22 protein-coding genes are annotated in these 20,288 nt (G+C 70.8%); 17 read left to right on the plus strand and 5 right to left on the minus strand.

Annotated features, from left to right (window positions below):
- Nucleotides 1-102 precede the first annotated feature (102 nt).
- The 11 genes from QSK39_RS47465 to QSK39_RS47515 all read left to right on the plus strand — a co-directional run bounded on the left by QSK39_RS47465 (nt 103) and on the right by QSK39_RS47515 (nt 9,743).
- Nucleotides 103-522 (plus strand): hypothetical protein, encoded by a 420-nt coding sequence (locus QSK39_RS47465; RefSeq protein WP_285484434.1) that lies wholly within the window; start codon nt 103-105, stop codon nt 520-522.
- A 32-nt stretch (nt 523-554) separates the two neighbouring features.
- A complete protein-coding gene (locus QSK39_RS47470) occupies nt 555-1,118 on the plus strand; it encodes a phage tail tube protein (protein WP_285484435.1) in 564 nt (187 codons plus the stop codon).
- Between the two features lie 16 nt (nt 1,119-1,134).
- The gene (locus tag QSK39_RS47475) at nt 1,135-1,443 is read left to right on the plus strand and encodes a hypothetical protein (RefSeq protein WP_284743130.1); all 309 of its coding nucleotides are present in this window, start codon (nt 1,135-1,137) and stop codon (nt 1,441-1,443) included.
- Nucleotides 1,444-1,541: 98 nt separating this feature from the next.
- The gene (locus tag QSK39_RS47480) at nt 1,542-1,820 is read left to right on the plus strand and encodes a hypothetical protein (RefSeq protein WP_285484436.1); all 279 of its coding nucleotides are present in this window, start codon (nt 1,542-1,544) and stop codon (nt 1,818-1,820) included.
- On the plus strand, nt 1,820-3,352 hold the full coding sequence (locus QSK39_RS47485) for a phage tail protein (protein ID WP_285484437.1): 1,533 nt from the start codon (nt 1,820-1,822) through the stop codon (nt 3,350-3,352). The genes QSK39_RS47480 and QSK39_RS47485 overlap by 1 nt, the downstream gene beginning before the upstream one ends.
- Nucleotides 3,334-4,191 (plus strand): phage distal tail protein, encoded by an 858-nt coding sequence (locus QSK39_RS47490; protein WP_285484438.1) that lies wholly within the window; start codon nt 3,334-3,336, stop codon nt 4,189-4,191. Before QSK39_RS47485 ends, QSK39_RS47490 begins: the two co-directional genes overlap by 19 nt.
- Nucleotides 4,192-4,211: 20 nt before the next feature.
- Nucleotides 4,212-5,159 carry a hypothetical protein gene (locus QSK39_RS47495; protein WP_285484439.1) on the plus strand — a complete coding sequence of 316 codons (948 nt, stop codon included), beginning with the start codon at nt 4,212-4,214 and terminating at the stop codon, nt 5,157-5,159.
- A 9-nt stretch (nt 5,160-5,168) separates the two neighbouring features.
- Nucleotides 5,169-6,266, plus strand: coding sequence for a hypothetical protein (locus QSK39_RS47500; protein WP_285484440.1), 1,098 nt, complete (start codon nt 5,169-5,171; stop codon nt 6,264-6,266).
- Nucleotides 6,263-6,673, plus strand: coding sequence for a hypothetical protein (locus QSK39_RS47505; RefSeq protein WP_285484441.1), 411 nt, complete (start codon nt 6,263-6,265; stop codon nt 6,671-6,673). The genes QSK39_RS47500 and QSK39_RS47505 overlap by 4 nt, the downstream gene beginning before the upstream one ends.
- A 101-nt stretch (nt 6,674-6,774) precedes the next feature.
- Nucleotides 6,775-9,162 (plus strand): GH92 family glycosyl hydrolase, encoded by a 2,388-nt coding sequence (locus QSK39_RS47510; protein ID WP_285484442.1) that lies wholly within the window; start codon nt 6,775-6,777, stop codon nt 9,160-9,162.
- Nucleotides 9,163-9,377: 215 nt separating this feature from the next.
- Nucleotides 9,378-9,743, plus strand: a complete 366-nt coding sequence (locus QSK39_RS47515; RefSeq protein WP_285484443.1) for a DUF3817 domain-containing protein — start codon at nt 9,378-9,380, stop codon at nt 9,741-9,743.
- 58 nt (nt 9,744-9,801) lie between these two features.
- On the opposite strand, the gene QSK39_RS47520 is transcribed toward QSK39_RS47515, so the two are convergent.
- The gene (locus QSK39_RS47520) at nt 9,802-10,302 is read right to left on the minus strand and encodes a MarR family winged helix-turn-helix transcriptional regulator (RefSeq protein WP_285484444.1); all 501 of its coding nucleotides are present in this window, start codon (nt 10,300-10,302) and stop codon (nt 9,802-9,804) included.
- 77 nt (nt 10,303-10,379) lie between these two features.
- Here QSK39_RS47520 and QSK39_RS47525 point away from each other — a divergent pair, with 77 nt between their 5' ends.
- Nucleotides 10,380-10,682, plus strand: coding sequence for a thiamine-binding protein (locus QSK39_RS47525; protein ID WP_285484445.1), 303 nt, complete (start codon nt 10,380-10,382; stop codon nt 10,680-10,682).
- On the opposite strand, the gene QSK39_RS47530 is transcribed toward QSK39_RS47525, so the two are convergent.
- Nucleotides 10,683-11,090, minus strand: a complete 408-nt coding sequence (locus QSK39_RS47530; RefSeq protein ID WP_285484446.1) for a hypothetical protein — start codon at nt 11,088-11,090, stop codon at nt 10,683-10,685.
- Nucleotides 11,091-11,182: 92 nt separating this feature from the next.
- Between QSK39_RS47530 and QSK39_RS47535 the strand changes: the two genes are divergently transcribed.
- Nucleotides 11,183-12,163: a tetratricopeptide repeat protein gene (locus tag QSK39_RS47535; protein WP_285484447.1), complete on the plus strand. Its 981-nt coding sequence runs from the start codon at nt 11,183-11,185 to the stop codon at nt 12,161-12,163.
- Between the two features lie 52 nt (nt 12,164-12,215).
- On the opposite strand, the gene QSK39_RS47540 is transcribed toward QSK39_RS47535, so the two are convergent.
- Nucleotides 12,216-13,649: a neutral zinc metallopeptidase gene (locus QSK39_RS47540; protein ID WP_285484448.1), complete on the minus strand. Its 1,434-nt coding sequence runs from the start codon at nt 13,647-13,649 to the stop codon at nt 12,216-12,218.
- 129 nt (nt 13,650-13,778) lie between these two features.
- Between QSK39_RS47540 and glgP the strand changes: the two genes are divergently transcribed.
- Together glgP and QSK39_RS47550 are read left to right on the plus strand one after the other, a co-directional pair.
- Nucleotides 13,779-16,307 (plus strand): alpha-glucan family phosphorylase, encoded by a 2,529-nt coding sequence (glgP, locus tag QSK39_RS47545; protein ID WP_285484449.1) that lies wholly within the window; start codon nt 13,779-13,781, stop codon nt 16,305-16,307.
- A 73-nt stretch (nt 16,308-16,380) separates the two neighbouring features.
- Nucleotides 16,381-17,367 (plus strand): LLM class F420-dependent oxidoreductase, encoded by a 987-nt coding sequence (locus QSK39_RS47550; protein ID WP_285484450.1) that lies wholly within the window; start codon nt 16,381-16,383, stop codon nt 17,365-17,367.
- Here the strand turns inward: QSK39_RS47550 and QSK39_RS47555 are convergent.
- Together QSK39_RS47555 and QSK39_RS47560 are read right to left on the minus strand one after the other, a co-directional pair.
- Nucleotides 17,364-17,759 carry a rhodanese-like domain-containing protein gene (locus QSK39_RS47555; RefSeq protein ID WP_285484451.1) on the minus strand — a complete coding sequence of 132 codons (396 nt, stop codon included), beginning with the start codon at nt 17,757-17,759 and terminating at the stop codon, nt 17,364-17,366. The two genes, QSK39_RS47550 and QSK39_RS47555, sit on opposite strands and share 4 nt — an antisense overlap.
- Nucleotides 17,756-18,301 (minus strand): cysteine dioxygenase, encoded by a 546-nt coding sequence (locus QSK39_RS47560; protein ID WP_285484452.1) that lies wholly within the window; start codon nt 18,299-18,301, stop codon nt 17,756-17,758. Before QSK39_RS47560 ends, QSK39_RS47555 begins: the two co-directional genes overlap by 4 nt.
- Before the next feature lie 331 nt (nt 18,302-18,632).
- Between QSK39_RS47560 and QSK39_RS47565 the strand changes: the two genes are divergently transcribed.
- Together QSK39_RS47565 and QSK39_RS47570 are read left to right on the plus strand one after the other, a co-directional pair.
- Nucleotides 18,633-19,454, plus strand: a complete 822-nt coding sequence (locus QSK39_RS47565; protein ID WP_285484453.1) for an ABC transporter ATP-binding protein — start codon at nt 18,633-18,635, stop codon at nt 19,452-19,454.
- 54 nt (nt 19,455-19,508) lie between these two features.
- A complete protein-coding gene (locus QSK39_RS47570) occupies nt 19,509-20,288 on the plus strand; it encodes an enoyl-CoA hydratase/isomerase family protein (protein ID WP_285484454.1) in 780 nt (259 codons plus the stop codon).

Below are 20,288 nucleotides of genomic sequence, written 5' to 3' on the forward strand. Positions count from 1 at the left end.
CCGGATCCGGCCACTGTCATCGCCCGTTCGGCCCCTTACCCGCGATCATCGCTGGGCTAGGTTGGGGCACACCCCAGGGGGAGCGGGAGGTGGGGGTCGATCGTGCCGGTTTCGCAGGAACCACTGGTATTCCCGGACGTCGAGCAGGTCGTCGCGGAGTTCGTGCGCGCGCGGCCCGAGCTGTCCGGCGTACCGGTGGGGTCGTCGGTCCCGCCGGGCTTCGACGGCACGCAGCGCGCCGTCGTGCTCACCCGGCTCGGCGGCTTCTACCTCGACGACGACCGGCTCGACAACGCGGAAGTGCGGCTGGACTCCTACGGTCCGGACAAGACCGCCGCGCACGCGGTCGCGCTGACGGTGCGGGGTGTGCTGCCGCTGCTGGGCGTTTCCGGCGGGACGGTGTTCCCCGACGTGACCGAGCTCCAGGGTCCGTGTTTCGTGCTCGACCGAAGGCATTCCGACGCGAACCGCTACGTCATGCGGTACCGGTTCGTCGCGCAAGTCGAATCCAGACCGGCCTGACCGGGCCGGGCGCCGCAGTGGGAGGGCTGCTGATGCCAGGACTGAACGCCAGCGAAATCCGGGTCGCGGGAACCGGGGCCGTCTACGTGGCCCCGGCGCACACGCCGATGAACTTCACCGGGGAGTGGGCCGCGCCGTGGACCGACCTCGGCTACACCACCGCGGACGGGGTGAAGTTCGTCAAGAAGGACAAGCTCGACCCCGTGGACACGTGGCAGTCGGTGGCCGCGATCCGGTACGTCTTCAGCGATCGAGACTTCTCGGTGAAGTTCTCGCTGCTGCAGCTCAACAGCGACACCCTGCAGTTCTTCTTCAGCTCGCCCGCGCCGAGCGGCGGCGTGTACACCATCGCGGCCGCGCCGAAGGTCGACGAGCGCGCGCTCGGCATCGAATTCACCGACGGCGCGGTCAAGAACCGCTTCTACATCCCGCGCGGCGTGGTCACCGAGACCGACGAAACCGCGATCACGCGGACGTCGGCGATCAAGCTCGGCGTGACGTTCACGGCGATGACGCCGATCAGCGGTGATCCGGAAACACTGGCGCAGTGGTCGATCAGCGGGGCGGCCGCCGCGGCCGCCGGGACGTCCGAGTAACGGGGGAACGCACCAGATGGCGAAGTACGACGTCAACGCCGCGCGCGCCCAGCGCCTGGAAGCACTGGGGGAGCGCTGGGAGTTCGAGCTCGACGGCGACACCTTCAGCCTGCCGACCGAACTGCCGAGGGACGCGGTGAGCGCGCTGGCCGCACTCGACCCGTCCGATTTGGACGGTCTGCTCCAGGTCCTGCTCGGCGACGAGCAGTTCAAGCGGCTGGACGACCACTCGCTCAGCGTCCAGGACGTCCAGGCACTGCTGGAGGCCTACGGTCGCGACACCGGTATGGCGCTGGGGGAATCCTCGGCCTCGACGCGCTCCTGAGCGAGCACGGCGAGGCCGTCGAAGCCGACCTGCTCCGGTTCTACCGGGTCGACCTGCTCGACTACTACCGCGGCCTGCTGTCGCCGCGGCGGCTGCGGGTGCTCATCCGGCACCTGCCCCGCGAGTCCGCGCTGGTGCGCGCGCTGCACGGGGACGCGGCCGAGTGGGGCCTGACCGAGCACCTGCTCGCCGGCGCCGTCGACGAACTGGCCGTCGGCAACTGGCTGTTCGTCACGGCCAACTCCGGCGAGCAGGCCGAGGCACCGCCGCGCCCGCGTCCGGTGCCCCGGCCCGGGGTCGAACCGGAGCCGGACACCGCGGCCACCCCGGCCGAGATCGCCGCGTTCTTCGGCGCGCCCGCACGAGGAGGTGACTGATGCCCGAAGCGACTTCCGTGATCGTCGCGGACGCGCAGGCTCAGGTGAGCGCCCTGGTCACCAGCATCCGCGAGTCCGTGACGAACGCCGTCGCCGACGCGGCGAACAAGATCTCCGAGGACTTCGCCGCGCACGTCGACAAAGAGCTCACCGAGATGACGGCGAAGTTCAAGGCGACGCACCCGGCGGTGACCCAGGCGGTCACCGACGTCGTCGGGTACGCCGACGCGGTGAACACGGCGTCGACCGCGATCCGCGACAGCGCCAAGCAGCTCAAGGAGACGAGCACGGCGGTCAAGCAGCTGCCCGCCTCGATCCGGGACGTCCGCACCGGATTGCGCGAAAGCGCGACGGAGGCCGCGAAACTCGGCCGTGACCTCAAGCAGATGGTCACCGGCGTGCCCGGCATGGTGCGGGACCTGGCCACCGCGATGAAGACGAACCTCATCCAGGGCTTCACCGCCGTGCGCCAAGGGGCGGTGCAGGGCGCGAAGGCCGTGCTCGACTTCGCCAAGTCGACGTTCACGTTCTCGAACATCCAGAAGGCCGCCGCCGTCATCACCGGCATCTTCAAGGGCGCGATACAGGCTCTCGGGAACGCGTTCCGGGCCAACCCGATCGGGTTCGTGGTCACCATCATCACCCTGCTCGTCGGGGCGCTGATCCTCGCCTACCAGCGAAGTACCACGTTCCGGACCATCGTCAACGCGGCCTTCAACGCCGTGCGGTCGGTGGTGACCGCCGCGATGGGCAAGGTCCGCGAGATCATCTCCGCGGTCTGGCCCGCCGTGTCCAAAGTGGTCCAGGTCGCGGCCAAGCTGATCCGCGACTACGTGAGCACCTACTTCGGGGCGGCCCGCAAGGTGGCCGAAACCGTGTGGAACGCGGTGAAGACGGTCGTCACCGGCGCGGTGAACACCGTGGTCGCCACGGTCAAGGGCGTCGGCAAGGTGGCCGGCATCGTGAAGGGTGCCTTCGACCAGGCGAAGTCGGCGGTGAGCGGCGCGCTGTCCGGCATCGTCGGCTTCGTGAAGGGGCTGCCGGGTCAGCTCGTCAAGGCACTCGGGAACCTGGGCCGGACGCTCTACGACACCGGCCGGTCGCTGATCGACGGCTTCCTCCACGGCATCCGCGACATGGCGGGCAGCATCGTCTCGACGCTGCAGAACTCGGTGATCGACAAGATCCCGGGCCCGATCAGGAAAGCGCTCGGCATCAGCTCGCCGTCGCGGGTGATGGCGCAGATCGGCACCGACATCGGCGCCGGGCTCACCACCGGCATCGACTCGACGCGCGACCGCGTGGCCGAGGCGATGACGAAGCTGGTGCCCCTGCCCAAGTCGGCGACCATCGCACCCGCGCTGGCGAGCCTGCGCACGACCCTCGCGGCCACGGTGACCGGCCCGCTCGCCCGCGCGGTGCCCGTCGCGGCCGGCGCGGTCACGGTGAACGTGCACCCGCGCGCCGGGCAGTCGGAGTACGAGATCGGGCGCATCGCGGCCAGGGAGGTGGCATGGGCGGCGAAGCGGTGACCCTGGTGCAGCCGGTGTACGAAGTGGACGGCTGGGCGGCCAACACGATCGACACCGACGGCGTCGAGTGGTGGGTGACCAAGGAGGACGGCTGGTCCGGCGGGCCGGGAGTGCGGCTCGAGCTGTCCGACCGCCCCCAGCGCGACGGCAGCTTCGACGCGCCTTCGTTCCGCTCGGCACGGGTGATCACCCTGGAGGGGACGGCGATCGCCCCGGACGAGTGGGTTCGCGAGCGGGCCAAGGACCGCTTGGCCGCGGTGCTGGCGGACGGGTCCGCGTTGACCCCGCTCGTCGTGGCGGAGAGAACGGTACGCCGGACCGCCCAGGTGCGGCTGTCGTCGGCGATCAAGATCGTGGACACGACCCCGGTGAGCTTCGACTGGTCGATCCAGGTGACCGCCCCGGACCCCCTCCGCTACGGCGACCCACACGACGCAACCTGCGGCCTGCCGCGGCCCGCTCGGGGCATGGCGTTCCCCGTGCGGTTCCCGCTGGTGTTCGGCCAAGGCGAAGGAGGCGTGCTCGCGCTGGTGAACTCCGGAACCGCGACCGTGCGTCCGGTGTGGACGATCACGGGGCCGTGCGACCAGCCCGTGATCCGCAACGACTCCACCGGCGAGCGGATGGCGTTTTCGCTCAGCCTCGCCGAGGGCGACGTGCTGACCGTCGACTCCGCCGCGCGGACGGTGTTCTTGGGCGAGGCTTCCCGCCGTGCCGCGTTGCTCCCCCGGTCGAAGTGGTTCGGGCTGCCGCCCGGCAGCACGACGATCGGGTTCGAAGCTCTGGACAACACCGCGACAGGCAAGCTGACCGCCCACTGGCGCGACGCGTGGATCTGAAGAAAGCAGGGGGAACGGCGATGGTAGAGCGGGACCCGGGTTGGGTGGACGGCGTCGACTCCGCCGAAGCCCGGCTCATCACCGGCGCGTTGGTGCAGGCGGGAGGCATCGGTGACGCGCTCGATCCACTGCGTGCGCGCCCAGGTGTGCGTGACAGCCCCGGAGACCCGGGCAAGGTGGCGCTCGTGTCGAACAAGCTGCGGGTCAACCCTTTCCAGGCGGTGCTGAGCGACTCGGCCAAGCCGGGTGACGGCCCGTACATCGTGACCCTCGACGCGGTGAAGGAGCTGCCGTTCGCCGCGGCGCACGCGTCCCTGTCCCGGTGGGACCTGGTGGTGGCCGAGCTGGCCGGCAGCGGCTTCGTGGTGAACGTCTACACCGGGGTGAGCGCGGCCAGCCCCGTGCGGCCGGTGCCGAACCCGGGACCGAGCCTGGTCCTGGCCGAGGTCCAGGTCCCCAAAGACGGCACGCCACCGACGGTCACCGACCGGCGGCAGTTCACCGCCGCGATGAGCGGGATCCTGCCCGTGCGCGGCGACACCGATCTGCCGCCCGCCGCGACCGCGCACAGCAGCCAGCTCGTGTACCGCGTCGACACCGGGGTCCTCCTGTGCAAACGGGATTCGGCCTGGGTGCCCTACCGGCCGCCCCGCGGGGACAGCTGGCATCCCATGACGCCCCTCGAAGGCGGCTGGAAGAATTTCGTCAGCGGCTACAACACTCCCGCGTACACCCTCATGGACGACGGCTGGGTGCGACTGCGCGGTGTCGTCTGCAACGGCACGATCGGCGAGACGATCTTCACGCTCCCGAACAACTGCAAGCCTCCGGTGCAGTGGCTGCTCGGGTCCAGCACGAGTCCCGACGCACACGGCCTGGTCAACGTCCTGCCGACCGGCGCGATCAAGGCGACCAAGGGCAATCCCGCCTGGATCTCGCTGGACGGCCTGACCTTCGCCACCTACTAGGCGGGGAAGATGGGCACGACCTACACCTACCTCATCGCCGATCTGCGGACCGGGACCATCCTCGACGAGCTGCCCCTCTCCGGCGTCTCCTTCGACAAGAAGCTCAACGACGCCGGCACCTTCCGCGGCCGGCTGCGCGTCGACGATCCCGAGATCCGGATCCGCGAGCCGCGGGTGCTCGCCGAACCCGGGCGCTGTGCCGTCTACGTCGATCGGGATGGTGAGCTGCTGTGGGGTGGCGTCGTCTGGACGAGCCGCTACAGCGCGGCCGGCGGCGTGCTGGAGCTCGGCGCCGCCGACTTCCTTTCCTACTTCGACCACCGGCTGGTGCTCGATCCCGTCGATCCGGCGAAACCCGTCCCCCTCACCGGGGACCAGCTCGACGTCGTCCGGCAGCTCGTCGCCCTCGTGCAGTCCCCTGTGGACGGTGACGTCGCCGTTCGGGTCACCGGTCCCGCGTCTTCCGGGGTGTCCCGCGCCCTGACCTACGCGGCCGCCGATCTCAAGGTGGCCGGTGAGGTCCTGCGCGACCTGGCCGGCACCGACGACGGCCTCGACTTCGCCTTCGACGTCCGCTACGACGGCAACGGCGTGCCCGAACGCCTGCTGAACCTGGGCCACCCGCGGCTCGGGTCCGCGGCCGGCGCGGACGCCTACGTCTGGGAGTACGGCGCGAACCTCGTCGACTTCGTCTGGCCGAGCGACGCGGCGAACATGGCCACTCGCGTGCTGGGGACCGGTGCCGGCGGCGTTGTCGTGCGGGCCGACCCGACCGCGCACGACGCCGGCTGGCCGCTGCTGGAGGCGGCCGCGTCCCCGATCGACACCGCGGACCCGGCGATGCTGGCCGCGCACGTCGCGGGCGAGCTCGCCACGCGGCGGCGGCCCGTCGTGCTGCCCGAGCTGACCGTGCGCGCCGACCTCGATCCGGTGGTGGGCTCGTACTCGGTCGGCGACGACGTCCGGGTGGTCGTCGACGACCCGTTCTTCGCCGGCGACCAGCTCGACGTGACCGTCCGGCTGCTCGGCCTGGCGGTCACCCCCGGCGACGACGCCGGGCAGGAGGAGGTCGTCCTCACCGTCGCACCCCTGCTGGAGCCCTCGTGAGCCGCGTCAACCAGCCGGACACGCTGGTTTCGGTGCTCCGCGAGATCCAGCGGCGCCTGCGTGTACTCGAAAGCACCCGCCGCACCGCGGGATTCGCCGCACGCGCTTCGACGGTGACCGCGTTCCAGCCCGCGCGCCCTGAAGAGTGGCCAAGCACGACCTCCGCCGAGTGGACGCCGCTGGTCCGGTTGCTCACCCGGCCCGGCGACGTCCTGGTCGTCCTCGACGCCGTGGCGGACGACGCGGGCGAGGTACGGGTGCTGGTGGACGGCGAACCGGTCTTCACCGGCGAGGCGGGTCGCCACGAAGTCGCCGTCACCGCGAACGCGGCCGTGGCCGAGCTGACGGTCGAAGCCCGCCGGACCGGCGCCACGGGGACGGTCCGGGTGGCGGCGTTCGCCCTGTGACCCGCTGTCCGGAACGAGACAGGTATTCACCGCCCTCTTGACCGGTTCGTCGGGCGTTGCCGAAGGTGTCGAGGGATGACATCGTTGGCAGGAGGAGCTCAGTGAAGAGCAAGGTCCTGGCGGGCGCGTTGACGCTCGCCGTGGTGGCGACGGGGGTGAGTCCCGTTGCCGCTGAAGCGTCCGGTGGGGACGCCCTCGATGCCGTCAACACGTTCATCGGCACGCAGGACGAGGGCAACACGTTCCCCGGCGCATCGGCGCCGTTTGGGATGACGCAGGTCAGCCCGATCACCTCGCACTACGCCGGCTACCGCTACACCGACACCGCGATCCGCGGCTTCGGGCACTTCTTCCTGTCCGGCGCGGGCTGCTGGGAGCAGGGCGGCCTCGTCTCGACGCTGCCGACGACCGGGGAAGTGGGCCCCGGCAAGGCCTTCGACACGACCAAGGCGTCCACTTTCGACCAGAAGCTGTACGCGGCGCCCTTCACCCACGACGGAGAGGTCGGCAAGCCCGGCTACTACAAGGTCCACCTGACCGGCTACGGCGGCGTCGACGTCGAGACGACCGCGGCCACGCGGGCGGGTGCCGAGCGGTACACGTTCGCGCAGTCCGGTGACGCCAACGTCTTCGTCAACGTCGGGCAGGCCAACGACAAGGAACCGGTGACGGGCAGCAGCATCCGCGTCGTCGACGACCGGACCGTCGAAGGAACCGTGGAGTCGCAGGCCTTCTGCGGCGGCAAGGCCTACACGACCTACTTCACGACGAAGTTCGACAAGCCGTTCAAGTCCTCGGGCACGTGGTCGCCGACCGGTGGCACCCCGGGCAGCCGCGAGTCGAGCGGCGGCGCGGGCCTGCGTGGCGCGTGGCTGACCTTCGCCGGCGGCGGCCAGGTCACCGCCACCACCGCGATCTCCCAGGTGGACGCGCAGGGCGCGCGGGCCAACCTGGCCGCCGAGCGCATCCGGTCGTTCGACGCGGCGAAGGCCGACGTCCAGCGCACCTGGCGCACGGAATTGTCCAGTGTGGACATCAAGGGCGGCTCGACCGACGACCGGACCGTGTTCTACACCTCGCTCTACCACGCGCTCCTGCAGCCGCTGACCGCGAACGACGCCGACGGCCGCTACTACGGCTTCGACAAGAAGATCCACCGCGCGGTCGGCTGGACCTACTACGACTTCTTCTCGCTGTGGGACACCTACCGCTCGCAGAACCAGCTCCTCGCGCTGCTGAAGCCGGACCGCGCGAAGGACATCGCGAAGAGCATCCTCGCCATCCACGACCAGGGCGGCTGGCTGCCGCGGTGGGCGTACGCGAGCCAGGAGACGAACACGATGACCGGCGACCCGGTCACGCCGTTCCTCGTGGACCTTTGGCGGTTCGGTGCGCTGTCGGGCAACGAGATGCGCGCTTACCAGGCGTTGCTGCAGAACTCGACGCAGATCCCGCCCGCGTCGTCGCCGTTCCAGGGGCGCTCGGGCAACGCGAGCTACCAGCAGGACGGCTTCGTCCAGTACGACCCGGACTTCCCGAAGAAGGGCCAGGACACCGACCCGAACCACGGCGCTTCGGCCACCCTGGAGTACGCGCTCGGTGACTGTTCGCTGTCGGTCATGGCCGCGGGGCTCGGCAAGAAGGACGACGCGGCCGCGCTGGCCGCGAAGGGCCGGACCTACCGGACGCTGTGGGACGAAACGCAGACCGATCGCGGCTTCACCGGCTTCTTCCGGCCGAAGGTCGCGGGCGGCGACTGGTTCAGCCCCGCCGACAAGCCGTACAGCCCGCAGAGCCAGGACGGCTTCCACGAGGGCACGGCCTGGCAGTACCAGTGGCTCGTCCAGCAGGACGTCCCCGGCCTGGAGCAGCGGATGGGCGGCCCGGCGGCCACCGGCAAGCGGCTCGACGACTTCTTCGCCTACGACGAACTGGTGAAGAACCCCGCGACCGCGGTCCGCGAAAACTGGGTCGTCGGCCCGTACGACTACTACGACCAGTTCCGCTACAACCCGAACAACGAGCCGGACCTGCACTCGCCGTGGATGTACGCGCTCACCGGCCGGCCGGCGAAGACGTCGACGGTCGTGCGGGCGGCGCACACGCTGTTCACCAACGCGCCCAACGGCGTCACCGGGAACGACGACCTCGGCACGATGTCGGCCTGGTACGTCTTCAGCGCGCTGGGTCTCTACCCCGCCGTCCCAGGGACTGGGAACTTCGTGCTGAACGCGCCGCGGTTCGCGAAGTCCGTGCTGCACCTGGAGAACGGGCGGGACATCACGATCCAGGCGCCGGCTGCGGACGGCTCGAAGCTGCAGTACGTCTCGGGCCTGAAGGTCGGCTCGAAGCCGAGTGATCGCGTGTACGTCAATGTGGACCAGCTGAAGCGTGGCACGACGCTCGACTTCCGCCTGACCGCCGACGCCGCGGCGGCCACGTGGGGGACCTCGCCGTCCTCCGCACCGGTTTCGCCCTGCTCGGGGTAGCCGCCGGACGCTCACGGCCGTGGTCCAGACCACAATGGACCACGGTCGTGAGCATCGTCACGGGCCCCGGTGTTCCCGTGAGGGCCGTCACGCCTCACACTGGTATCAGCACGTCCGACAGCGCCGTTGACGTCCACAGGCAGTCCGCCTTGGACGGTGCGTCGGACGTTTTCTCATGTCACGACCAAAGTGGTGAGACCCCACAGGAGGAAGAAGTGTCCAGCAAGGCCGCTCTAGTTTTCCGCGTGGCCGCAGTTGCCGAAGCCCTGTCTTGGGCGGCGCTGCTTGTCGGGATGTTCCTCAAGTACGTCGTGCACTCCTCCGGTGAGGGCGGCGTGCCCGTCATCGGCATGGTGCACGGCGTGATCTTCGTCCTCTACGTGGTCGTCTCCCTGTCCGTGGTGAAGCCGCTCGGCTGGCGCCCGAAGACGCTGGTCCTCGCCCTGCTCGCGAGCATCCCGCCGCTGTTCACGTGGCTGTTCGAGAAGTGGGCGCTGCGCAACGGCAAGCTCGACGGCCCGCAGCGGCTGTCCCACGGCGGTGTCGGCCTGTTCCAGGTCCAGGAACCCGTCGCCGTCTGATTCCCGGAATGTGAGAAAGGCCCGCACTCCGGTGCGGGCCTTTCTGCTGTCCGGAGTGCTATTCGGTGAAGTCGCCGGCCGCGCGCCGCACCTTCGTCAGCAGGTCCGTGAGCTGCTCGGTCTGCCGGTCGGTGAGCCCGGTCAGCCCGAAGCCGATGTCGTTGACGGCAACGGTCGCGGACTCGCGGCGCTTGCGGCCTTCGTCGGTGATCTCGACGAGCGTCGTGCGCCGGTCGGTCGGGTGCGGGACGCGCTTCACGAGCCCGTCGCGCTCCAGCCGGTCGACTATGTTGGTGACACTGGTGGGGTGCAGCTGGAGCCGCTCGCCCATCACCCGCATCGGCAGGCTGGCGCTGCGGGCGAAGGTGAGCAGCACCAGTGCTTCGTACCGGGCGAAGGTCAGGCCGTGCGGCTTGAGCGCGCCGTCCACCGCGGACTGGATGATCTGCTGGACCCGCATCACGCCGGTGACCGCGGCCATGGTGCCGGAGGGCCCGATCCGGGCCTCCCAGAGCTGTGCCGCGCGGGCGATCGGGTCGAACGGCAGCGGACGGTTCATGACACGCGAAGTTACCAGCGGGTACCGGCGGGTGTCGCACGACCGGCGGAAAGAACACCGAAGAAGGGACTTCCGACATGATCGTCGCGTTCAGTGTCAGCCCGTCCGGAGGCGAGCCGGACGGCGGGGTGAGCGAGGCCGTCGCCCGCGCGGTGAAGGTCGTCCGCGAGTCCGGGCTGCCCAACTCGACCAACGCGATGTTCACCAACATCGAGGGCGAGTGGGACGAAGTGATGGACGTCGTGAAGCGGGCGGTCGAGGCCGCGGGGGAGGGCTCGGCGCGGGTCGGGCTGGTCCTGAAGGCCGACATCCGCCCCGGCTTCGAAGGCCAGCTCGAGGCCAAGGTGGACCGCATCGAAGCCCACCTGCGCGAGGAGTGACTAGGGGAGGGGCGGGGTGAAGGCGACCGTCCAGCGGCCGTCTTCGGTCGTCACCGTCAGCGGGTAGCTGAACGGCTTGCCGTCGCCGAGGGCGCCGGTGACCGTCGCGCGGGCCGGGGCCGCCGCGTCCGGGCCCAGCTCCACCCGCACGTCGTGGACGCCGCGGTCGGCCAGCACCGTGACGTAGTCCTTCGCGAAGTCGCCTCCGCCGGATCCCGGGTAGTCGAGCAGGCCGGCGAAAGCGTCGGCGTCGTGACCGGACAGTGCCGCCACGAGCCGGTCGCGCAGCTCGGCGGGCGAAGCGGCCCCCGGGTCCGGTTCGTGCACGATGAGCAGCGTCACCGCGCCGATCCAGGCGACGGCGGCCGCGATCGACAGGCCCACCTTCACGTCACGCCGGATGTGCACCGGCCGAGCCTGCCCCACACGGCGCCGTCCTGCCAATCGGACCGGCCGGGCACCCCGTGAAACTCCTCCGGCACGCGTGCCAGGATGGAGACGTGACACAACCACGCGGATCTGCAGCGAAGTCAGCGGCCCTGTCCGCCGCCCTTTCCGGCGCGGTCGACCTGTCCGCGCTCAAGGCCCGCGCCGAATCGGCGCAGAGGCAGCCGGCCCCGGCGGCCGGCCCGGCCGGTGGCGACGCGCCGCCGCCGCCCGCCCCGGGTTCGTCCGAGGCCGTGATCGATGTCACCGAGGCCACCTTCCAGGCCGAGGTCGTGGAGCGGTCCCTGCACCAGCTGGTGATCGTCGATCTGTGGGCCGAGTGGTGCGGCCCGTGCAAGCAGCTGTCCCCGGTGCTGGAGCGGATGGCCGCCGAGTCCGGCGGCGCCTGGGTCGTCGCGAAGGTCGACGTCGACGCGAACCCGCGCATCGCGCAGCTGTTCGGCGCGCAGTCCATCCCGACGATCGTCGCCATCGGCGGCGGCCAGCCGGTCGACGCCTTCTCCGGCGCGCTGCCCGAGCCCGAAATCCGCAAGTGGATCAACGCGCTGCTCGACGCCCTGCGCGACAAGCTCCCGGCGATCCGCGAGGCCGAGGCCAACGGCGCCGGCCCGGTCGAGGAGCCCGAGGACCCGCGCTTCACCGAGGCGGAAGAGGCCTTCGAGCGGGGCGACTTCGCCGCCGCGCAGGCCGCGTACGAGCGCATTCTCGACGTCGAGCCGGCCAACGAGCTGGCGAAGAACGCCCTGGCCCAGGTCAAGTTCACCGCTCGCGCGGAGAGCGCCGACCCGGAGGCGCGCGCGAAGGCCGACGCCGACCCGTCCGACCTGGCGGCCCAGCTCGACGCGGCCGACCTGGAGATCGCGGAGAACAACGTGGAGGCGGGCTTCAAGCGCCTGATCGACACGGTCCGCCGCACGGCGGGCGACGACCGCAACAAGGTCCGCGAGCACCTGGTGGCGCTGTTCGACCTCTTCGACCCGGCCGACGACCGCGTCATGAAGGCCCGCCGCGACCTGGCTTCCGCCCTGTTCTGAGCTCGACGAAAAAGGGCCCCCACCGCGGTGGGGGCCCTTTTTCGCGGTCAGGTCAGGCGTACTGCTTCGAGCACACGGACGAGCCTTCGAGGTAGCCGCGCCGCAGGGACTCGACCCGGTCGAAACCGCTGTCCGGGCGCTTCCCGTTGACGTCGGCCGAGATCAGGCTCTCCGGCTGCAGCAGGTCCGCGATCGCCTCGTCGAGGTCACCCGCCGAGAGCCGCAGGTCGCCCGGCCGGTTCGTGAACGCCGCCCACGCGCCCACCAGGCACGCCGTGCGCAGCCCCGCGTTCGCGTTGTCGATCGACGCGCCGACGCCCTTCTGGATACCCAGCGCGTACCGCGAAGCGACCTCCGAGAACGCCGCGAAGTCACCCATGCCGCCGGGGTCTTCGCCCTTCATCTCGGCCTCGCGGTCGATCGGCTGGGCCAGCTGCGAGAGCTTCGCGAGGTCGATGGCCACCGTGTTGTTGTCGGGGCAGTACGACGCCGGCGGCGTGGTCTGGCAGCTGCCGCCGTCGGCGATCTCCGGCGCGGTCACCCCGGCGCCCTTGAATGCCTCGTCGAGGCTCTTCTTCAGCAGCTCGACGGCCTGTTCGTTGAACTTCGCGTCGCCCTTGCCCTTGTCGCCCGGGTCGAACGGGCGCTCGGTGAGGCGGGCCTTGACGTTCTCGGTGTTCATCGCCGCGCACTCCTTCGGGCCCTTCTCGAACCCGGTCTGGAACGCGAAGGTGCGGTCGAACGCCGTGCCGTGCGCGCCGCGGTCGGCACCGCTGGTGCCCGCCTGGTCGCGGATCAGGAACATCGCCGCCATGACCTGGTTCAGGCCCTCGGACGTCGACACCCGGTAGTACTTGCTCTTGTCCTCGGCGACCCAGCGGAAGTAGCCGCCGGCGAAGCAGTCGGCCTGCTGCTCCTTCACGACGGTCGGGGTGCTCTTGGTCATGTTGGCCTTGTCGCCGAGCCGGTACTGGACGGCGTGGCCGAACTCGTGCGCCAGCACGACGACCACGGACATCGGCCCGAACCGCTGGCGCAGCATCGGCAGCAGCACCCCGCGGTCCCACGCCACCGAGTCGTCGACCGAGCAGTAGAACGCGTTCACGAGCTTCTTGACGCTGCCGCAGCCGGTCTTCTCGGTGTCGGTCTGCGAGTCGTAGGACAGCAGCGACTTCACCGGCTCGAACTGCTCCCCGAAGTCGGCGGGCAGCCGCTCGTTCCAGTACGTCTGGACGTCGTCGATCGCGGCGGTGGCGAGCTTGTCGTCTTCACCGCCGTCGGCGTTCTTGACGTCGATGGTGGGCGTGGGCGCGTCCGGCTTGAGGCCGCTCTCGAAGTGCGTCACCGGCAGCCCGGCGACGGATCCGGCGCCGGTGTCCTTGGCCGGGTCCCCGCTCGCGCCGCCCTTGCTGGTGCACCCGCTCACGGCCACCGCCGCGACGGCGAGCAGCGCCACCAGCGCGCGCCGTCCTCCCCCTGGGATCATCTGTTCACTCGCTCTCGTGCCCCGGTACCCGACGGGCAGGACCATACCCAGGGCTTACGGGACGCGTGCGCGTTATCCCCGAACTACTCCCTGCGCATCGTCGCCCTCGGCCCGATATCGTCGCTTCCCATGCGTGCAGTCCGCCGGTTCACCGTCCGCGCCAGTCTCCCGGAGTCGCTGTCCGGCCTGGGCGCGCTGGCCACCAACCTGCGCTGGACGTGGCACCCGCCGACGCGCGACCTGTTCGCGTCGATGGACGCCGAGCTGTTCAACGCCGTGCGCGACCCGCTGCGGATGCTCACCGCGCTGCCGCCGTCGCGCCTCGACGAGCTCGCCGTCGACGACGACTTCCTCGCCCGCGCCCGGGACGCGGCCGCCGACCTGGAGACCTACCTGTCCGAGCCGCGCTGGTACCAGCAGCGTGACGACTCCGAACTGCCGCCGGCGGTCGCCTACTTCTCCATGGAGTTCGGCGTCACCGAAGCGCTGCCGAACTACTCCGGCGGCCTCGGCGTGCTGGCCGGCGACCACCTCAAGGCCGCGTCCGACCTGGGCGTGCCGATGGTCGGCGTCGGGCTGCTCTACCGCAACGGCTACTTCCGGCAGTCGCTTTCGCTCGACGGCTGGCAGGTCGAGCACTACCCGGTGATCGACCCGAACGCGTTCCCGCTCGAACTGCTGACCGTCGGCGGGCGCCCGGTGCTCATCGGCGTCGCGATGCCGGGCGGGCGCGAGCTGTGCGCGCAGATCTGGCAGGCCCGGGTCGGGCGGGTGCCGCTGCTGCTGCTCGACACCGACACCGAGGCCAACGACGACGACCTGCGCGGCGTCACCGACCGGCTCTACGGCGGCGACGCCGACCACCGGCTGCGGCAGGAGATTCTGGCCGGCATCGGCGGGTTCCGCGCGGTCCGGAAGTACTGCGAGATCACCGGCCACCCGCAGCCGATGGTGTTTCACACGAACGAGGGACACGCGGGCTTCCTCGGGCTGGAACGCGCCCGCGAGATCGTGCAGGCGGACGGCCTCGCGTTCGACGAGGCCATGCCCGCGGTCCGGGCCGGCACGCTGTTCACCACGCACACCCCGGTCAGCGCGGGCATCGACCGGTTCCCGGTGGACCTGGTGCAGCGCTACTTCGCCGACGGCAGGCTGGTGCCCGACATCGACCCGCGGCGCGTGCTCGCGCTCGGCGCCGAGGACAACCCCGGCCTGTTCAACATGGCGCACATGGGCCTGCGGCTGGCGCAGCGCGCGAACGGCGTCTCCCAGCTGCACGGCCGCGTGACGCGCAAGATGTTCTCGCGGCTGTGGCCCGGGTTCGACCACGACGAGGTGCCGATCTCGTCGGTGACCAACGGCGTCCACGGCCCGACGTGGGTGGCGCGCGAGCTGAGCACGCTGCTCGGCCGCGAATGGGGCCTCGACGTCGGTGAGGGACCGCTGCGCGACGGCGTTTCGGACGCCCAGCTGTGGGGCCTGCGGCGGGAGCTGCGCGAGAAGCTGGTGCACGAGGTACGCCGCCGGGTTCGGGCGGCGTGGCTGCAGCGTGGCGCGTCCCCGCTGGAGCTGGGCTGGGTGGACTCGGTGTTCGACCCGGACGTGCTGACCGTCGGGTTCGCCCGCCGCGTCCCGACGTACAAGCGGCTGACGCTGATGCTGCGCGACCCCGACCGGCTGCGCACGCTGCTGCTGGACGAGCAGCGGCCGATCCAGGTCGTCGTCGCCGGGAAGTCGCACCCGGCCGACGAGAACGGCAAGCAGCTGATCCAGCAGATCGTCCGGTTCGTCGACGGCGCGGACGTGCGGCACCGGATCGTCTTCCTGCCGGACTACGGCATGTCGATGGCCCGCTACCTCTACCGCGGCTGCGACGTCTGGCTGAACAACCCGGTGCGGCCGCTGGAGGCGTGCGGGACGTCGGGGATGAAGTCCGCGTTGAACGGCGGGCTCAACCTGTCGATCCGCGACGGCTGGTGGGACGAGTGCTACGACGGCAGCAACGGCTGGGCGATCCCGACCGCGGACGGCGTCACCGACCCCCTGCGCCGCGACGACCTCGAGGCGGCGGCGCTGTACGAGCTGCTCGGCCAGCAGATCTCGCCGCTGTTCTACGACCGTTCTCCGGACGGCGTGCCGACCGGCTGGCTGTCGATGGTGTGGCACACGCTGGAGACGCTCGGCCCGCGGGTGCAGGCGTCCCGGATGGTCCGCGAGTACGTCGACAACGGTTATTTGCCGGCGTCCCGCATGGTCGCGGCGGCCACGGGTGACGGCTACCGCGGCGCGCTGTCGCTGGCGGACTACCGCACCAAGCTCGAGGTGTCGTGGCCGCGGCTGCGGATCTTCGACTCGGAGCTGCTGGTGGCGGCGACCGAGCCCCTGGTGGTCGGCACGGAGGTGACGATCCGGGCCCGCATCGACCTGGCCGGCCTCGATCCGTCCGAAGTGGACATCCAGGCGGTGGTCGGCCAGGTGGCGGACGACGACGAGCTCCGCGACGCGGTCACGGTCCCGATGACGGCGGACGGCATCGGAGCGTTCGCGGCCCGGTTGAAGCTGCCGAGGCCGGGATCGATCGGCTACACGGTCCGGGTGCTCCCGAAGCACGGCCTGCTGGCCGCCCCGGCCGAACTGGCGCGCGTGGTGCTGGCCTGATCTGGAGTTACTCCACCTCAAGACGTCCCGAAATCACGCCGCGCCCCGGCCCGCACGGCGTTAAGTTGAACCCATGCGCTTCGGAATCTTCGTCCCGCAGGGCTGGCGGCTCGACCTCGCCGGCATCGACCCCGCGGACCACTGGAAGACCATGCTCGGCCTCGCGAAACACGCGGAAGCCGGGCCCTTCGAATCGATCTGGGTCTACGACCACTTCCACACCGTGCCCGTCCCGACCGAGGAGGCCACGCACGAGGCCTGGTCGCTGATGTCGGCGTTCGCCGCCGCGACCGACACCGTGCGGCTCGGGCAGATGTGCACCTGCATGGGGTACCGGAACCCGGCCTACCTCGCGAAGGTGGCCGCGACCGCCGACATCATCTCCGGCGGCCGCGTCGAGATGGGCATCGGCGCCGGCTGGTACGAGCACGAGTGGCGGGCCTACGGCTACGGCTTCCCCGGCGCCGGCGACCGCCTCGGCCAGCTCGACGAGGGCGTGCGGATCATGCGCGACCTCTGGACCACCGGGACGTCCACACTGGACGGGAAGCACTACAAGACCGACGGCGCGATCCTCCGTCCGTTGCCGCCGCAGGAAGGCGGCCTCCCGCTGTGGATCGCCGGCGGCGGCGAGAAGAAGACGCTCAAGATCGCCGCGAAGTACGCGAAGTACACGAACTTCGCCGCCGACCCGGAGACCTTCACCCGCAAGTCGGAGATCCTCGCGCAGCACTGCAAGGACGTCGGCACCGACTACGACGCGATCGTGCGCTCGGCCAACCACAACATCGTCATCGGTGAGACCGAGAAGGACGTCCAGGACAAGCTGGCCTGGCTGAAGTCCCACCTCGGCAAGTACATCGAGCCCGACGCCGTCGCGCGCTGGGCCGGCAACTTCGAGAACAGCCCGACCACCGGCACGCCGGAGCAGGTCACCGAGAAGCTCGCCGCGATGGGCGAGCTGGGCATGTCGTACGCGATCTTCAACTTCCCGGAAGCCGCGTACGACCGCTCCGGCATCGACCTGTTCGTCGAGAAGGTCGCGCCCGCCCTCGCCTAGGGCACCGCGGGGCTGCCGCCGGTCTGCACGGGCAGGCCGGCGGTGGCCCAGGCGCGGAAGCCGCCTTCGAGGTCGGTCGCGTTCGGCAGCCCCAGCCGCTGCAGGTCCGCGGCGGCCAGGCTCGACGAGTACCCCTCGTTGCACAGCACGACCACCGTCGAGTCGGCCGTCACGCCGGGCAGCCGCCACTCGCTGTCCGGGGCCAGCCGCCACTCCAGGTGGATCCGTTCGACGACCACCGACCCCGGGATCTCGCCCTCGGCCTGGCGATTCGCGAACGGCCGGATGTCGACGAGCAGCGCGCCCGCCTCCTGCAGCTCGCGCGCCCGGGCCGGGCCGACGCGGTCGAGGCCGGAGCGGGCCTGTTCCAGGAACGAATCGATCGCGCTCATCCGTGGACGATAGCGGGCAGCGGCGGGATTTCGGCCGGGACGTCGGCGAGCGACGCGTACTCCCGCGTCGGCACCAGCGGCGGCGAGTACGCGTGGACGCTCGCCGCGGGCGCGTCCCCGATGCCGGTGACCTGGTGGGCGCGGCCGGCACCGAAGCCGATGCCTTCGCCGGGAACGTGCGTGCGCCGCCGGACCGGGCCGCCGGGGTAGCGGTACTCCTCGCCCAGCTCGCCCTGCAGGACGGTGAACGAGCCGGACGCGCCGCCGTGGTCGTGCGGCTTCGTGTGCTGGCCGGGCAGCCACGACAGCAGCCACAGCTCGACGCCGTCGGTCAGGGCCAGCCGGGCCCACCAGCGGCGGTCTTCGTCGAACCGCAGGATGTCCTGGACGTTCGCGGTCAGCTCGGTGGTGACGGTGGCGGTCAGGTCCGCCAGCTCACGCGGCGTCCAGAGCAGCCGCGACGGGTGCAGCAGCTCGGGCAGCAGCGGATCGGTCAGCTGCGGGTGGATCTCGACGGCGGGACGGGCGATCGAAGTGGTCAACGCGGGTGCTCCTCGGACGCGGAAGTGATCGGGACGCGGGAACAGCGCGGCCCGGTCTCGCGCGCCGGAAAGGGCGCGTGGGATCAGCGGAGCCGCGCCCGCGTACACCCGGCCGAGGCGACGAGGAGCAGGTCGATCGCCCGACGGCGCCAGAACGAGCCCCGGGTGACCGGGGTGGCGTGCACGTCGGCTGACATGCTCGCGATCCTGCCACAACCGAGTGGCGCACGGCACTTCCGGCGTGCGTCGTTCCACGTCGTGGACACGTTCCGACCAGCCGGATCGCCGTCTCACCCGGGCGGGTGCGCACGCGCGCGCGACGGCAGACAGAATGGGGCTCGTGAGCGAGCCGATCCAGCCCAGCGAACTTGACGACCTCGTGGTCCGGATGGCCGGTGTCGGCGTCCGCCGGGGGACCAACGACCTCCTCGCCGGCCTCGACTGGAACGTCGAACTGGACGAACGCTGGGTGGTGCTCGGCCCGAACGGCGCGGGCAAGACCACCCTGCTGCGCCTCGCCGCGGCCGAGCTGCACCCGACCACCGGCGAGGTCGACCTGCTCGGCGAGCGGATCGGCCGGGTCAACATCTTCGACCTGCGCCCGCGGATCGGCTTCACCTCCGCCGCGATCGCCCAGCGCGTGCCCGGCGACGAGCTGGTCAAGGACGTCGTGGTCAGCGCCGGCTACGCGGTGCTCGGCCGCTGGCGTGAGGAGTACGACACCCTCGACACCGCCCGCGCGACCGAGCTCCTCGACGCGATGGGCATCGGCAACCTCGCCGAGCGCACCTTCGGCACGCTGTCCGAGGGCGAGCGCAAGCGCGCGCTGATCGCCCGCTCGCTGATGACCGACCCGGAGATGCTGCTGCTCGACGAGCCGGCCGCCGGGCTCGACCTGGGCGGCCGCGAGGACCTCGTCGCGCGCCTGTCCGACCTGGCGCTCGACCCGGACGCACCGGCCCTGGTGCTGGTCACCCACCACGTCGAGGAGATCCCGCCGGGGTTCACCCACGCGCTGCTTCTCCGCGACGGCCACGCGGTGGTGTCCGGCCTCGTCGAAGACGTCATCACCAGCGAAAACCTCTCGAAGACGTTCGACCAAGACCTCGTCCTGGAGCGTTCCGGCGATCGCTTCTTCGCCCGTCGCCGCTAGGGTGGCCTTACCGACCGGTAGCCTGCTGGCAGTCCGTCAACGAGGAGGAGTGACGTGGGAGAGTTCGTAACCCTCGAGGTCAAGGACGGGGTCGGCACGATCCGGCTCGACCGCCCGCCGGTCAACGCCCTGAACGCCCAGGTCACCGCCGAACTCGCCGAGCTGGCGAAGGAGGCCTCCGAGCGTGACGACGTCCGCGCGGTGATCCTCTACGGCGGCGAGAAGACCTTCGCCGGCGGCGCGGACATCAAGGAGATGGCCAGCCGCACCTACCCCGAGATCGCCAAGTTCGGCGCGAACCTCACGGGGACGCTGGCCGCCATCGCGAACATCCCGAAGCCGGTCGTCGCGGCCATCACGGGGTACGCCCTCGGCGGTGGCCTCGAACTGGCGCTGACCGCCGACCGCCGGGTCGCCGGCGACAACGTCAAGGTCGGCCAGCCCGAGATCCAGCTCGGCGTCATCCCCGGCGCGGGCGGCACCCAGCGCCTCGCCCGGCTGATCGGGCCGAGCAAGACCAAGGACATCGTCTACACCGGACGCTTCGTCAAGGCCGAAGAGGCGTTGAAGCTGGGGATCGTCGACGAGGTCGTCGCCCCCGACGACGTCTACGCGGCCGCGCACAAGTGGGCGGCCCAGTTCGCGAACGGCCCGGCCGTGGCGCTGCGCGCGGCGAAGGCGGCCATCGACGGCGGTCTCGACACCGACCTCGCGAACGGGCTCAAGCTCGAGTCGCACCTGTTCGCCGCGCTGTGGGCGACCGAAGACCAGAAGAACGGCATGAAGTCGTTCATCGAAAACGGGCCCGGCAAGGCCACTTTCGAAGGGAAATGA

Source organism: Amycolatopsis sp. NBRC 101858 (assembly GCF_030269325.1).
GTDB classification, from domain to species: Bacteria; Actinomycetota; Actinomycetes; order Mycobacteriales; family Pseudonocardiaceae; genus Amycolatopsis; species Amycolatopsis ponsaeliensis.